The organism is Actinacidiphila sp. bgisy160 (assembly GCF_057707815.1).
Genome location: NZ_JBYIQW010000071.1, coordinates 20,776 through 33,639, shown reverse-complemented (window position 1 = coordinate 33,639; position 12,864 = coordinate 20,776). Strand labels below are relative to the sequence as shown.

16 protein-coding genes are annotated in these 12,864 nt (G+C 74.1%); 6 read left to right on the top strand and 10 right to left on the bottom strand.

What is annotated here, in order from left to right; all coding sequences use genetic code 11:
• Positions 1 to 36 precede the first annotated feature (36 nt).
• The 4 genes from AC3EUJ_RS33660 to AC3EUJ_RS33645 form a co-directional block, all read right to left on the bottom strand.
• The gene (locus AC3EUJ_RS33660) at positions 37 to 675 is read right to left on the bottom strand and encodes an HD domain-containing protein (RefSeq protein WP_431968203.1); all 639 of its coding nucleotides are present in this window, start codon (positions 673 to 675) and stop codon (positions 37 to 39) included.
• A 164-nt stretch (positions 676 to 839) separates the two neighbouring features.
• Entirely contained in the window at positions 840 to 926 is an 87-nt protein-coding gene (locus AC3EUJ_RS33655; RefSeq protein ID WP_431968205.1) for a DUF4326 domain-containing protein, read from the bottom strand.
• 146 nt (positions 927 to 1,072) lie between these two features.
• Positions 1,073 to 1,324 carry a DUF397 domain-containing protein gene (locus AC3EUJ_RS33650; RefSeq protein ID WP_488180990.1) on the bottom strand — a complete coding sequence of 84 codons (252 nt, stop codon included), beginning with the start codon at positions 1,322 to 1,324 and terminating at the stop codon, positions 1,073 to 1,075.
• Positions 1,325 to 1,409: 85 nt separating this feature from the next.
• On the bottom strand, positions 1,410 to 1,847 hold the full coding sequence (locus AC3EUJ_RS33645) for a hypothetical protein (protein ID WP_431968199.1): 438 nt from the start codon (positions 1,845 to 1,847) through the stop codon (positions 1,410 to 1,412).
• A gap of 125 nt (positions 1,848 to 1,972) precedes the next feature.
• Between AC3EUJ_RS33645 and AC3EUJ_RS33640 the strand changes: the two genes are divergently transcribed.
• The gene (locus AC3EUJ_RS33640) at positions 1,973 to 2,185 is read left to right on the top strand and encodes a hypothetical protein (RefSeq protein ID WP_431968197.1); all 213 of its coding nucleotides are present in this window, start codon (positions 1,973 to 1,975) and stop codon (positions 2,183 to 2,185) included.
• On the opposite strand, the gene AC3EUJ_RS33635 is transcribed toward AC3EUJ_RS33640, so the two are convergent.
• The gene (locus AC3EUJ_RS33635; RefSeq protein WP_431968195.1) at positions 2,158 to 3,153 is read right to left on the bottom strand and encodes a DNA polymerase Y family protein; all 996 of its coding nucleotides are present in this window, start codon (positions 3,151 to 3,153) and stop codon (positions 2,158 to 2,160) included. The genes AC3EUJ_RS33640 and AC3EUJ_RS33635 overlap by 28 nt on opposite strands.
• A 91-nt stretch (positions 3,154 to 3,244) precedes the next feature.
• On the opposite strand from AC3EUJ_RS33635, the gene AC3EUJ_RS33630 reads away from it, so the two are divergent.
• Together AC3EUJ_RS33630 and AC3EUJ_RS33625 are read left to right on the top strand one after the other, a co-directional pair.
• Positions 3,245 to 3,967 carry a hypothetical protein gene (locus tag AC3EUJ_RS33630; RefSeq protein WP_431968193.1) on the top strand — a complete coding sequence of 241 codons (723 nt, stop codon included), beginning with the start codon at positions 3,245 to 3,247 and terminating at the stop codon, positions 3,965 to 3,967.
• A gap of 38 nt (positions 3,968 to 4,005) precedes the next feature.
• Complete coding sequence (locus AC3EUJ_RS33625) at positions 4,006 to 4,185, top strand: hypothetical protein (protein ID WP_431968191.1); 180 nt, start codon at positions 4,006 to 4,008, stop codon at positions 4,183 to 4,185.
• A gap of 34 nt (positions 4,186 to 4,219) precedes the next feature.
• Here the strand turns inward: AC3EUJ_RS33625 and AC3EUJ_RS33620 are convergent, their stop codons facing one another.
• On the bottom strand, positions 4,220 to 5,164 hold the full coding sequence (locus AC3EUJ_RS33620; protein WP_431968189.1) for an EamA family transporter: 945 nt from the start codon (positions 5,162 to 5,164) through the stop codon (positions 4,220 to 4,222).
• Positions 5,165 to 5,374: 210 nt separating this feature from the next.
• Between AC3EUJ_RS33620 and ltaE the strand changes: the two genes are divergently transcribed.
• From ltaE to AC3EUJ_RS33605, 3 genes are all read left to right on the top strand, one after another.
• Positions 5,375 to 6,448: a low-specificity L-threonine aldolase gene (gene ltaE, locus AC3EUJ_RS33615; RefSeq protein WP_431968187.1), complete on the top strand. Its 1,074-nt coding sequence runs from the start codon at positions 5,375 to 5,377 to the stop codon at positions 6,446 to 6,448.
• Positions 6,449 to 6,616: 168 nt separating this feature from the next.
• Entirely contained in the window at positions 6,617 to 7,261 is a 645-nt protein-coding gene (locus AC3EUJ_RS33610; protein ID WP_431968185.1) for a L,D-transpeptidase family protein, read from the top strand.
• Between the two features lie 261 nt (positions 7,262 to 7,522).
• Entirely contained in the window at positions 7,523 to 8,833 is a 1,311-nt protein-coding gene (locus AC3EUJ_RS33605; protein WP_431968183.1) for a ricin-type beta-trefoil lectin domain protein, read from the top strand.
• A 331-nt stretch (positions 8,834 to 9,164) separates the two neighbouring features.
• On the opposite strand, the gene AC3EUJ_RS33600 is transcribed toward AC3EUJ_RS33605, so the two are convergent.
• The 4 genes from AC3EUJ_RS33600 to AC3EUJ_RS33585 are packed head-to-tail and all read right to left on the bottom strand — an operon-like array spanning position 9,165 to position 12,652.
• A complete protein-coding gene (locus tag AC3EUJ_RS33600) occupies positions 9,165 to 10,187 on the bottom strand; it encodes a GNAT family N-acetyltransferase (protein WP_431968181.1) in 1,023 nt (340 codons plus the stop codon).
• 51 nt (positions 10,188 to 10,238) lie between these two features.
• Positions 10,239 to 10,871: a nucleoside/nucleotide kinase family protein gene (locus tag AC3EUJ_RS33595; RefSeq protein WP_431968179.1), complete on the bottom strand. Its 633-nt coding sequence runs from the start codon at positions 10,869 to 10,871 to the stop codon at positions 10,239 to 10,241.
• A gap of 48 nt (positions 10,872 to 10,919) precedes the next feature.
• Complete coding sequence (locus tag AC3EUJ_RS33590) at positions 10,920 to 11,981, bottom strand: sensor histidine kinase (protein ID WP_431968177.1); 1,062 nt, start codon at positions 11,979 to 11,981, stop codon at positions 10,920 to 10,922.
• The gene (locus tag AC3EUJ_RS33585; protein WP_431968175.1) at positions 11,978 to 12,652 is read right to left on the bottom strand and encodes a response regulator; all 675 of its coding nucleotides are present in this window, start codon (positions 12,650 to 12,652) and stop codon (positions 11,978 to 11,980) included. Before AC3EUJ_RS33585 ends, AC3EUJ_RS33590 begins: the two co-directional genes overlap by 4 nt.
• Positions 12,653 to 12,864 lie beyond the last annotated feature (212 nt).

Sequence of the window (12,864 nt, the reverse complement as noted above, 5' to 3'; positions counted from 1 at the left end):
GACTGACCACGACAACCCGCCACCGGGACGGCGGGATCACTCCGCCCAGGGGGACCGCAGGATGGTGTCCACGAAGTTCCCGCGGACGAAGCCCGGCACGAAACGCTCCAGGACGTCGGCCTTGACGTTCCCGAACGTGGTGTCCGGGCGCGGCGCGATGCCGTGGGTGAACTCCTTGAGGATGTTGTTCTTGAAGTCGGGCCGCGGGTGGACGGCGACGACCGCCTCGCGCTCCTCCGGGGTGATCTCGTCGTACCCGATGCCCAGGACGTCGACCTCGACGCCCGAGGTGACCAGGGCGATCTCGGGGGCCATGTGCCACGGGATCTCCGGGGTGGTGTGCAGGGCGATCGCCTCCCACACCAGCCGCGCGCGGTCCCCGGGGACGCCGTGCTCCAGCAGGAAGCGGCGGGCCTCGTCGGCGCCGTCGATCTCGAAGCGCTGGTCGGTACGGGCGTAGGCGTCGGTCAGTCCGAGGTCGTGGAAGAGGGCGCCGACGTACAGCAGCTCGGGGTCGAAGTCCCAGCCGCGGTTGCGGCCGCGCATCGACGCCCAGAAGTACACCCGGCGGGAGTGGTGGTAGACCACCGGGTCGGCGGCCTTGCGCACGAGTTCGGTCGCCTCCGTCACGAGCCGGGTGCCGGGCACCTCTATGTCCGCGATGATTTCAGCCACGTCGAATCTCCTGACAGGTTTGCGGGTTCCGCCGGCGTCCGGGCGGGGCGCCCGGTGCCGAGGAGTCCATCGTCGGGCGCGGCGGCCGACCCCGCCGGATGCCGGAGGGACGCGCGACCCTCGGATCAGGACACCCCCGTCCGGCCGTGCCGGGCACCGGGACGTCAGAAGGCGTCCGCGAGTTCCGCGACGACCTGCGCGTGGCACGGCTCGGGCTCGCACCAGCAGCCCAGCCTGCGGCCGCCACGCACCGGCCCGCGTCCTCGCCGTTGTGCGGCCCTCGACTGAGCCGGGCCGTCCCACGCCGAGTGTGTGATCACGAAGCGGCCCGCTGGACGCCTGACAGGCGCGGCGGGCCGGTTCGCCGGCCCGCCGAACGCCCGAGGGGTGAGGGGTGCTAACCGAACTCGCCCGCGCGCACACCCTCCCGGAACGCCGTCCACTCCTCTGCGGTGAACCGCAGCGGCGGCAGCTCCCTGTTGTTCGAGTCACGGATCGCGACGGCTCCGCCGCCGAGGTCCGCCACCTCGACGCACTCCGGCAGGTAGCCACTCCTGCTGCTCTTGACCCAGCGCGCTTCCCTCAGGTCCCGCGTGTAGAGGTCGGCTTTGCTCATTCGCATGGGAACCTCCGTTTCGAGGTTCGTCACGTATGTACCCTCCCCACCCTCGCCCCGATCCCTCCGGCGGCGCAACCGTCGAGGTGAGGCCGTTGCCCCGGACAACCGGGCTGGGTCAGTGGTCGAAGCCGTCGTCGAGCACGAACCGCGCGGGCCGGCGCTCCCGCAGCACCTTGTCCAGCAGCGGGTCCCCGGACTCGACCACCTCGCAGCGGCTCCCGGCTCGGACGGCAGGCCGGCCCTCCAGGACGACGGGTGCGCGCAGCACGTCCTCGCCCCGGGGTCCGATGGCGTTGCACAGCAGGCCCTCGAAGCGGTGTCCGGTCAGGGTGTCGTCGCGGACCCTGGCGACGACCTCCCCGATCACCGGGGCCTCGGGATATGCCCAGACGAGATGGTTCACGGTGCGGCCGTCGTCGAGCGGGACCGGCAGACGGATCTTGAGGAAGTTGCCGACGCCGTCGGCGACCAGCATCGCGCCGGTGTGCACCCTGACGCGTCGCGCGCGCTCCTCGTCGGAGAGCTCGGCGACCAGGTGCGGCAGGGACAGCACCACACACAGGATTGGCGCGGAGTCACTGGCCGGGTCAAGTGCCCGAGCCACAGCGGATTCTGACGGGACGTCGCCAACCGGTCGCGCCCTGTCGCGAAACGCCGGGACGGGGCAGTATCGAACACATGGCGGCATCATCGGGGTGCGACGTCTGCGGGCGGGAGGACGACACCGTCCGCGACTGCGGTATCCGCCATCTCCCGCTCGCCGTGTGCGACGCCTGCTTCGCGGACATGGCGCAGGCCAGGAGTGGCCCGCTGCCGCGTCCGCTGGACGGCGCCGAGGTGATGGCCGCCGTACTGGAGGCGCTTCACGAGGACAGCCGGCGCTCCTCCTGAGCGGGGCCGCTCCCGGGCGGATCGGCGAAGGTCGACGGCAGCACGGCCCGGCCCCGGCCCGCCCCCACGGGCACGGGACGGGCCCGGTGCGGGTCGGCCGCGGACAGCCCCTCGGCGCGCAGGGCCACGGCGCGCACGGGGGCGCCGTGAGCGCCGAGGGCCTCGTGCATGGCGTAGGCGGCCTCGGCGAGTTCGCCGGGGTCGGAGGTGGGCTCCGGCAGGGTGCGGCTGCGGCTGACGGACGAGCCGCCGGCGAGCCGGACGGTCAGGGTGAGCCCGGTGGCCGTACGGCCGGTGCCGCGCAGCCGGTCGCCGAGGCCGAGCCCGAGTTCGAGGACGGCCCGGCTCAGCGCGCCGTGGTCGGTGGCGTCGGCGGTGAAGAGGCGGTCGGCAGCGAGCGAGCCGGGTGGGTGCTCCGGGGTGATCGGGGCGGGGTCGAGGCCGTGCGCGCGTTCCCACACGCCGCGTCCGGGAGCGGCGCCAAGGATCGCCTGGATGTCGGGCAGCGGCGCCGCGGCGACCGCTCCGACGGTGTCCAGCCCGGCCGCGATCAGCGCGCGGACGGCCTCCGCGGTGATCCCGGGGAGCGCCGCGACCGGCTTGGCGCGCAGGAAACCGGCGACGGCCCGCGGGTCGGAGTCGACGGCGCGGATCCGGCCGACGAGGACGTCGTACGCGGCCATGGCGGCGACCGTACGGCTCCCTGCGACGCCGATCGTGAGGCTCACGTCGTACAGGGCGGAGGCCCGGGTGCTGATCATGAGGGCGAGCTGCTCGGGCAGCAGGCCGTAGAAGCTCACCGCGGAGCGCACGTCGGCCACGACCGCGTCCGGCGGTTCGGCGCGGACGACGGGGGTGAACTGACCGACGAGCCCGGCGAGCGCCGCGAGGGTCGCCGGGTCGGTACCGCCGCAGCGGATGTAGAGCACGCAGGGCCCGGGGTCCTGGTGCGGCTCGGCTTCGACCATGGTGTGTCCGCCTCCACCTCGTTCGAACAACTGCTCGATTTCGAGTGTAGGGCATTCCCGGTCTCGGCGTCCGGCTCATAGGGTGCGACGCATGACCCTGACCGCCGTCCAGCGCCGAGCCCTGCTGGAGTCCGACGCCAACACCGGCCAGGTGAGCGCGCGCGAGGCGACCTGCGCCGCGCTGACCAGGCAGGGCCTCGCCGTGCGGTACGGCCGCACCGGTGGCTACTACCTCACCCAGGAGGGCCGCCGGGTCCGCGCGGAACTGACCCGCGTGGATCTTCCCCACCCGGACGCCGGGCCGGCGCCCGGGACGGCGGCGCGGGCACCGCAGCCGGCGCGGCCGCCGTCGCCCAAGGCCCCCGAGCGCGGCTTCGCGGCCGACGACGGACACGGCACGGGCGGCGCCACCCCGGGGCGCGCCGCCGAGGTCGCGTCGGCCTGGTCGGGGCTGCTGGAGATCCGCCGAGTCCTGCAGGAAGGCGACACCACGCGGCCCGCGCCCTGGGAACGCGAGCGCCACGTCCACGCCGTCGCCCTGGCCCTGGAGGCGGCCGGCCGGCCCCCGTCCGCGCGCGACGCCGCGGGGCGGCCCTCGGCCGCGGGCTACGCCGTCGCGCCCTCCGCCCAGAGCGGGGTCGCCGAGGTGTCCTGGCACTTTGCCGCCGGGGATGCCGCCGGAGACGCCTCCGGCACCGCCGAGGCCGAGCTGGCCCGGTGCCAGGACGTCCTGGAGGCGTACGGCTGGCAGTGCACGCTCCACCAGGACCGCCGGCGCCGGGCGTTCCTGCTGGTCTCGCCCCGCCGGGGCTGAGGGAGCAGGATGGAGACAGCGACCGTAGGAGGTCCGCCATGAAGTCCACGTCCTCGGACGCCGATCCGTACCTCTACGCGGAGACCCCCTCCCAGGCGGAGGGCGAACGGATCTACGACCCCGCCGAACGCAGCACGATGGAGATCCACCCGGACGTCCCCCGGACGACCCCCTCCCAGGCGGAGGGCGAGCGCGTGGACGACGTCCCGCCCCGGTGACCTGGGGCGGGGGCCCACGCCGTCCGGCCGTCCGTCAGTGATCCCTGCGGGACAGCACCGCCAGGGCGAGGACGAGGACGCCCAGCCCCGCCCACGACAGCGGCGTGGGCCGCTCCGCGAGCACGGCCACCCCGAGCAGGGCGGCCACGGCGGGCTCGGCGAGGGTGAGCGTGGTGGCGACCCAGGCCGGCGTGTGCCGCAGTCCGTGGCCGAACAGCCGGTAGGCCAGGAAGGTCGTCAGCACGGCGAGGTGCAGCACCACCGCGGCGCCACGCGGCGTGCCGAGCCACACCACACCCGCGGCGAGCACCACCGGCAGGGTCAGCAGACCGGCGGAGCCGAAGAGCACCCCCATCACGGCGCCCGGCGTCTGCCCACGTCCGATGAAGTGCGCGCCGACCAGGGAGTACACCGCGTACGAGAAGCCGGCCAAGGCCGCCAGGGCCACCCCCGCGGCGTCCGTGCGCGCCGCGGGACCCGCGTGCGCGCCGCCGAGCACGAGCATCCCGCCGGCGATGACGGCCACGACCGTCGCGGCGGCCCACTGTCGGCTCGGGCGGTGCAGACCCGCCGCCCAGGCCGACAGCCCGGTGAAGACCGGCGCGCTCCCCAGGGCGATGACGGTGGCCACGGCGACCCCGGTGCGGGAGACCGCCGGGTAGAAGGAGAGCGGGTAACCGGCGACGGCCAGGGCGCCGACGGCGAGCAGCGCCAGTCCGCGGCGCCCCACGGTGCGCAGCAGGGTCCGTGCTCCCCGCGCCCCGGCCAGGAGCAGGAGCCCACCGAGGGTGAGTCCGGCGCCGCCGACCGCGGCGGGCGGGGCGCCCGCGGGCGCGAAGGACGCGGCGGTGCCGGTGGTGCCCCACAGCAGCGCGGCGGCGAGGATCGGAAGCACGCCGTGGACGAACCGCGGCCGGAAGGCGGCAGCCCCGGGCGCGAGCGGGCGTGCGGGGCCGAGGGAGGGAGTGTTGTCCGGCACGAGGGGTGGCCTTTCGTCACGAATCGTTGGAAACGGATCCGGAACGGGCGCACCGCAACCGCCCCTGGTGGCCGGGGGGCCTGCCGGTGGGGCGGAGGTCCGAGCCGTCAGTGAGTGCGCCCGGTCAGGCGCGGAGCGGCGGAAGGACGACGTGCCAGTACGAATTCACCCGACGATCCTACCGATGGGCGGGCATGGCAGGGTGAACGCATGCCGATCACTGATGTCACCGATGAGCAGCCCGGACGGGTCATCGACCTGCGCAGCGACACCGTCACGCGGCCGGGGGCGGCCATGCGCCGCGCCATGGCGGAAGCCGAGGTGGGCGACGACGTCTTCGCCGACGACCCCACCGTCCGCGCCCTCCAGGACCGGATCGCCGAACGGCTCGGTTTCGAGGCCGCGCTGTTCGTCTCGTCCGGGACGCAGAGCAACCTGTGCGCGCTGCTGACGCACTGCGGGCGCGGTGACGAGTACATCGCCGGGCAGTCGGCGCACGTGTACCGCTGGGAGGCCGGCGGCGGTGCCGTGCTCGGCGGGATCCAGCCGCAGCCGCTGCCCCACCGGGCGGACGGGACGCTGGACCCGGCCGACATCGCGGCCGCGGTGAAGCCGGACGACCCGCACTTCCCGCGCACCCGGCTGCTGTGCCTGGAGGACACCATCGGCGGCCGGGCCGTCCCCGTGGACTACCTGCGGGCCGCGACCGGGCTGGCGCGCGAGCACGGACTGGCCACGCACCTCGACGGGGCCCGGCTGTTCAACGCGGCGGTGGCGGCCGCCGGCGACCCGTACGAGCAGGCGCGGCTGATCGCCGGTCACTTCGACAGCGTCTCGGTCTGCTTCAGCAAGGGCCTGGGCGCCCCGGTCGGCTCCGCGCTGCTGGGCAGCCGGGAGTTCGTGGCGCGGGCGCTGCGCTGGCGCAAGGCGCTCGGCGGCGGGATGCGACAGGCGGGCATCGTGGCGGCGGGCGCGCTGTACGCGCTGGAGCACCAGGTGGCGCGGCTCGCCGAGGACCACGCGAACGCGGCGCTGTTCGCGGCGGGGATCAAGGGCGTGCCCGGTCTGGTGGTCGGCGACGCCCAGACCAACATGGTCTTCGCCGAACCGGCGCCGGGGCTGTCCGCCGAGGAGGTGCGGGAGCGCCTCGCGCGGCGCGGGCTGCAGTGCGCCGGCTACCCCGGGCGGCTGCGGTTCGTCTTCCACCTGGACGTGTCGCGCGCCGACACGGAGCAGGCCGTGCGCATCGTCCGCGACGTCCTGGACGGCCCCCCGCGCGCCTGACGGCCCGGCAACACCCTTTTCCGCACCGGTCGTTCCGCAACCTCCGGCGCCTCACGATTGTCCTAGGGGGTGAGGCCGTCGCGCGAGGGCCTCACCGGGGAAGGGGATGCGATGAGAGCGGGAGCGTCAGCGGGACGACGGGCGGGGGCCGCCCTCGCGGTGGCGGTGATGGCCGTGACACCGGTCGTGGCGGGGGGCGGCACGGCGCAGGCCGCGTCGTGCACGAAGAGCAAGGGGCCGTACCAGAAGCAGGTGGAGAAGTTCCTGGGGCGGCCGGTGGACGGGAAGCAGTCGGCGGCCGACTGCAAGGCGATACGCGCCTTCCAGACGAAGTACGGGATATCCCCGAACATCGGCTACGCGGGCCCCGTGACCTGGGGCGTCATGAAGATCATGAACGCCCAGAAGGCCGCGGGCAGCAATCCCAACAAGGCCGGCAAGTGCCCCACCGACAAGGGGCGGATCGCGTGCGTGGACCTCACGCGGCAGCTGAGCTGGATACAGGACGGCAAGAAGCTGAGGTTCGGGCCGGTTCCGGTGCGGACGGGCCGCAACGGCTACGAGACCCGCACCGGCTCGAAGAAGATCTACTGGCGGCACATCGACCACTGGTCGACGCTGTACAACGTCGCCATGCCCTACAGCCAGTTCTTCGACGGGGGACAGGCGTTCCACTCGATCGCGGGGAGCGTGTGGTCCCCGCCGGGATCGCACGGCTGCGTGAACATGCGCAAGGCGGACGCAAAGAAGTACTGGAGCCTGCTGAGGAACGGTGACGACGTGTACGTGTACGGGCGCAAGCCCGGTACGTGACGCGCCGCGCCGCAGGCAGGGGGCAGGGGCGGGCGGGGACCGGGCGGGCACTCCGCGCGGGCCTGTCCGCCCTTCTTGGTCCAGACCTCTTGACGGGGTCTGGGGGCGGCAGTTCAATCACGGCGTGAACTAAGCCTTGAACAAAGGCGGACGAGAATCCCGTGCCCCCACGCACGAGGCTTCAAGCAATGTCAGGTGCATGTCTTGAGCACCCGGCCTCCGTCCGCCGCCCCCACGACCGCACCGAAAGGCAGCGTCCCTGTGAAGGCACTCCCCCCACACCCCCGCCCACACCTCCGCCCGCGCCGGCTCCCGCGCGCCCGCGGCCTGCTCGCCGCCGGCGCCGCCGGCCTCCTCGCCCTCGCCGCCCTCACCACCGCCGGTCCCGCCGACCGCCCCCTTTCCGCGGCCCCCGCCGCCACCGCCGCCGTCACCACCTTCGCCGACGAGTTCGACGGTCCGGCCGGCAGCGCCGTCGACGGCGGCAAGTGGCAGATCGAGACCGGCGACAACGTCAACAACCACGAGCGGCAGTACTACACAGCCGGGAACCGCAACGCGGCCCTCGACGGCCAGGGCCACCTCGTCATCACCGCCCGCAAGGAGAACCCCGCGGGCTACCAGTGCTGGTACGGCAGTTGCCAGTACACCTCCGCCCGGCTCAACACCGCGGGCCACTTCACCACCACCTACGGCCACGTCGAGACCCGGATGAAGGTCCCGCGGGGCCAGGGCATGTGGCCCGCGTTCTGGATGCTGGGCAACGACATCGGCGACGTCGGCTGGCCCGCCAGCGGCGAGATCGACATCATGGAGAACGTCGGCTTCGAGCCCGGCACCGTCCACGGCACGATCCACGGCCCGGGCTACTTCGGCTCCGGCGGCATCGGGGCCGGCTACTCCCTGCCGGGCGGCCAGGCCTTCGCCGACGCGTTCCACACCTTCGCCATCGACTGGAGCCCGGACTCCATCAGCTGGTCCGTCGACGGCACCGTCTACCAGCGGCGCACCCCGGCCGACCTCGGCGGACGCCAGTGGGTGTTCAACAAGCCGTTCTTCGTCATCCTCAATCTCGCGGTGGGCGGCTACTGGCCGGGCGACCCCGACGGCAGCACCGCCTTCCCGCAGCAACTGGTCGTGGACTACGTCCGCGTCACCACCTCCGACAGCGGCGGGGGCGGGGGCGGTACGACCGGCCGCATCACGGGGCTGGCCGGCAAGTGCGTCGACGTCGCCGGGGCCAATCCGGCCAACGGCACCCCCGTCCAGCTCTACGACTGCAACGGCACCGCCGCCCAGCAGTGGACCGCCGCCTCCGACGGCACCCTGCGCGCCCTGGGCAAGTGCCTGGACGTCAAGGACTTCGGCACAGCCGACGGCTCCCAGCTGCAGCTGTGGGACTGCGCCGGCAGCACCAACCAGAAGTGGGTCCTCACCGGTGCGCGCGACATCGTCAACCCGCAGGCCGACAAGTGCGTGGACGTCACCGGCAACAACTCCGCCAACGGCACCCGGCTCCAACTGTGGACCTGCACCGGCGGCGCCAACCAGAAGTGGACGCTCACGCCCTGACCCCGTGACCCCCTGACCGCCGCCCCCCGACCCCGGGCGGCGGCAGGTGGCGGGCGGCGGCCCGGAAACTGACGATCCGCCATGGCAATGGCGCCTCACGACGGAACCCGAAGCGAGGCGCCGACGCCGTACGGGAGGGCAGGGGCGGGCGGGACCGGGCGGGCACTCCGCGCGGTCACGTCAAGACCAAGAACAAGGGAAAGCCCCGGCCAGGACGGGGGGATCTGGCCGGGGCAGTCAGGGAGTTCGCCGCGGACGCTCCATGGGTCCGCCGGACGTTCTGGAATTAGTTTAACAGTGAAGGAGGAGTGCTCCGCGCCACGCAAACCTGTCAACGTTGTGGTGTCCCGCACATCCGCGGGTCCAGCACCCGCTGCAGCCGGTAGGCCACCGGCCTGAAGCCCACCGCCGGCCAGTGTCCCGCCGACACCGGCGAACCCGCCGGCCAGCTGGCCGTGATGTGCCGGTGGCCGTTGTCGTACGCCCACGCCAGCGCCGTCGCGAGCAGCACCCGGCTGATGCCCTCGCCCCGCGCGGCCTGCGTCACGTACGCCTCGGCCAGTTCCACGCATCCGTCGGGTACGACCGGGCCCGGCACCGCCGGCGTCAGCACCACCATGCCGATCTCCTCCCCGCGGCGGGCGGCGACCCACGCCCCGCAGCGCGCGTCGGCCAGGGCGTCCGCGTAGTGCGTCCGCAGTCTGGCCAACGCCCCCTCGGGCTGCGGCCGGAAGACCGCCGTACCGCGGTCCGCGCGCGCCGCCTCGACCGCCATCCGCCCGATCCGGTCCAGGTCGCCGGGCCCCGCCCGGCGCACCGACAGCGCGTCCACACCGCGCGGCTGCCGCCCGCGCGGGCGCACCGCCATCAGGCCCCGGACCCGTTCCAGGCCGAAGCCGGTGCGGAACCAGGCCGAGGCGATCGCCTCGTCGGCCGGCAGGTCCACATAGTGCACCGGCCGGCGCTCCGCGACCAGGCGCGCGGCCACGGCCGCGTACAGCCCGCGCAGCACGTCCTCCCGCACCCCGTCCCGGCCGCCGCGCAGCGCGTGCCCGCCGTAGGAGACGAGCGCCGAACGCGGGTGCGCGCGAAGCGCCGCCCGGTCGTCGTCCGCGAGGTCGAGCGGGGTCGCGGCGAGGTAGCCGGTGAGCGCCCCGTCGCCGCCCCGGGCGAGGACGGCCTCCACCTGCGGGTCGGCCAGGATCCTGCCCAGCAGTTCCTCGCCCGCCGGCGGCGCGGTGGTCCGGCCCGACTGGTGGGGCAGCGCCTTGCGGGCCCTGGTGTACCAGCGGTCGAGGAGGGCCGCTGCCTCGGGGGCGTGCTCGGTGGTCAGCGGAGCGATGGCGACAGTCATGGTGGTCCGCGACGCTAACGGTCGCGGCGGGGTGGGGCAAGGGCCGCCGGGTCACCCGGTCCAGGCCGGGTGCCGCGGGTCGTCGGTGTGCACCAGGACGTCCGCGGTCTCGCCGGGTGCCGCCTCCTGCTCGTAGCGGGCGTACGCCGGGAGCGTCCAGCGCTCGTCCTCCGGCGTGCGGCGGGCCAGGGCCGCCCCCGACATCCGCAGATGGACACTGAGGTCGAAGGGAAAGCCGTAGCCCTGCAGGAGTGCGCCCTCCAGCAACAGCACGCCCCCGGGCGGCAGTTCCTCGTAGGCGGCCCGCGTCGCGCGATCGGTCGCCGGGTCCCACAACGAGGGCAGCACCCGCCCGGTGCCCCCGGGCGCGAGCGGGTCGAAGACCTCCCGCCACAACGCCCCGGTGTCCAGCCAGCGCTCGTAGTAGGCGTCGGAATCCTGGCGCCCCAGTTCGTAGCGCTGCGAGGCGGGCCGCCAGTAGGTCTCCGCCCGCACCCGTACGACCGGCCGGCCCCTCAGTCGCAGCGCCTCCGCCAGCGCCTGCGCCAGCGCGTCCGGACGCGCGGCCGGCGCCCCGTCGATCGCGACCCTCGGGCGCTCGCCCCCGTCGTCCGGCGTCAGCTCCAGCACGCGGTCCGCGACGGCCTCGGTCAGTCGTTCCCAGGTCACAGGCGTCAGTCGCACGCCACCATACTGCCGGTCGGGGTCCGCGCCCGCGCAGGCGGGCCGCGCTCACTCCTCGCCGGTGACCTTGCTCGGCCCGCACGGCACCCGCAGGTCGACGGTCGTGCCCTCGCCCGGGGCGCTGCGGACGGTGAGCCGGGCGTCGATGAGCTCGGCGCGCTCGCGCATCGCGGACAGGCCCATGCCCCGGGTCTGCGCCGACGTGGGCTCGGTGGCGCGGAAGGTGCCGCGGCCCGTGGTGGTCGCCGGGGGCATGCCGTGCCCGTTGTCGGAGATCGACACGTACACGAACCGCTGGTCGCTCTCCAGGCTGACCACGACGCGGGTCGGCTCGGCGTGCTTCACCGCGTTGTTGATCGCCTCCTGGACGATCCGGTACATCTGCGCCTGCGTCTCGGCGGTGAGCCGGCCGCCGACGGTGTCCGCGTTCGCGCCGAGCCGCAACTCGGTGCGGACGCCGTACGTCTCGAAGGAGCGCCGGCACAGCGCCTGCAGGGCCGGCCGCAGTCCCAGTTCGTCCAGGACCACAGGGCGCAGGTCGACGATCAGGTGCCGCAGCGAGGCGATCTGGTTGCCGACCAGGCCGCGTGCCTGCTCGATGGCCTCCCGCATGGCCTCCGGCCGTCCGTCCGCCGCGGCGGAGGACAGCACCACCTGGACCGCGCCCAGTTCCTGCAGGGTGTCGTCGTGCAGCTCGCGCGCCCAGCGACGGCGCTCGCGCTCCTCGCCGTCGTGCCGCGCCCTGACGCGCTCCCGGCGCAGGCCGGCCTCCCGGCGCGCCGAGGAACGGACGGCGTAGAGGGCGTAGGCGACCAGCAGCAGCGGCAGCACGTGCAGCACGTTCAGCGAGGGCTGCTGGGCGACGCGGACCGTGCCGGCGACCGTCAGCATCAGCGCGAAGGCGATGGCCACCACCAGCCACACCCGCTGCCGCGGCGCCACCAGGGGCGTGAGCGGCAGATAGCAGGCGGCGGCGGCCAGCGCGAGGCCGAGCTCCCAGCGTTGCGAACGGTCCGTGACCTCCATGACGGTCGCCGCCGCCAGGAGGGCGGTGCCCAGACCCTCGAGGGCCAGGCGCGTCCCGGTCCTTCCAGGGCCGGACGGCGTCATGCCACCAGCCCGCGCTCTCTGGCCGCGGCGATCAGCTCGGCCCGGCTCTCCTTGCCGAGCTTGTCCCGCAGCCTCGACCGGTGGGTCTCAACGGTCCGTATGGAGACGAACAGACGCCGGGCGATCTCCTGGTTGGTGTGCCCCAGGGCCAGCAGCGTCAGCACCTGCGCCTCCCGGTCGGTGAGCGGCTCCTCGTGGTGCCGTTCCGCCAGGTCCAGGTCCTCGACGGCCAGTCGCGCCCCCAGCGAGGGCTGCACGTAGGTGGCGCCGCCGGCGACATGGTGGGCCGCGGCGAGCAGTTCCTCGGCGGCGGCCTCCTTCAGCAGGTAGCCGGCCGCTCCCGTGCGCAGCGCCTCCCGGGCGAACGCCGGGTCCTCCTGCATGGTGAGCACCAGGATGCGCGTCCGGGGCGACTCGGTCAGCAGCGCGGGGATCGTCGGCAGGCTGGACCTGCCGGACATGGTCAGGTCCAGGACCAGCACGCGCGGGTGGTGGCGCCGGACGGCGTCCAGGGTCTCGGGGACGGTGGACGTCTCGGCGACGATCTCGAAGGCGGGGTCGGCGGCCATCAGCAGCCGCATACCCGCACGCACCACGAGATGGTCGTCGGCGAGTACGACCGTGATGGCCGGGTGCGACTGCCTGCCGTCGGGGCGGCTGAGGACGTCCATACCACACACGGTAGATCCGGCGCGCGCGGCGGGCAGCCCGCGTCGCCCGTCCTGCGGGAAACCCGCAGTCACATGTGCGGGGAAACGCCGATGACCTCTGCGGATCGACGGGGATGCGTTCGCCGGGGCGGAGAGGCAGGCTCGAAGCCAGGTGTTTGAAATGCCTACCAACCGCCGACCGACCCCATACCTCACCCGAGGCCACCGTCATG

What these genes read in the sequence shown, in the direction of transcription:
- AC3EUJ_RS33610 (WP_431968185.1), top strand. Translation starts at nt 6,617, where the DNA reads ATGGCCGTGACACCGGTCGTGGCGGGGGGCGGCACGGCGCAGGCCGCG.
- AC3EUJ_RS33640 (WP_431968197.1), top strand. Translation starts at nt 1,973, where the DNA reads ATGGCGGCATCATCGGGGTGCGACGTCTGCGGGCGGGAGGACGACACC.
- AC3EUJ_RS33635 (WP_431968195.1), bottom strand. Translation starts at nt 3,153, where the DNA reads ATGGTCGAAGCCGAGCCGCACCAGGACCCCGGGCCCTGCGTGCTCTAC.
- AC3EUJ_RS33590 (WP_431968177.1), bottom strand. Translation starts at nt 11,981, where the DNA reads ATGACGCCGTCCGGCCCTGGAAGGACCGGGACGCGCCTGGCCCTCGAG.
- AC3EUJ_RS33600 (WP_431968181.1), bottom strand. Translation starts at nt 10,187, where the DNA reads ATGACTGTCGCCATCGCTCCGCTGACCACCGAGCACGCCCCCGAGGCA.
- AC3EUJ_RS33625 (WP_431968191.1), top strand. Translation starts at nt 4,006, where the DNA reads ATGAAGTCCACGTCCTCGGACGCCGATCCGTACCTCTACGCGGAGACC.
- ltaE (WP_431968187.1), top strand. Translation starts at nt 5,375, where the DNA reads ATGCCGATCACTGATGTCACCGATGAGCAGCCCGGACGGGTCATCGAC.
- AC3EUJ_RS33585 (WP_431968175.1), bottom strand. Translation starts at nt 12,652, where the DNA reads ATGGACGTCCTCAGCCGCCCCGACGGCAGGCAGTCGCACCCGGCCATC.
- AC3EUJ_RS33630 (WP_431968193.1), top strand. Translation starts at nt 3,245, where the DNA reads ATGACCCTGACCGCCGTCCAGCGCCGAGCCCTGCTGGAGTCCGACGCC.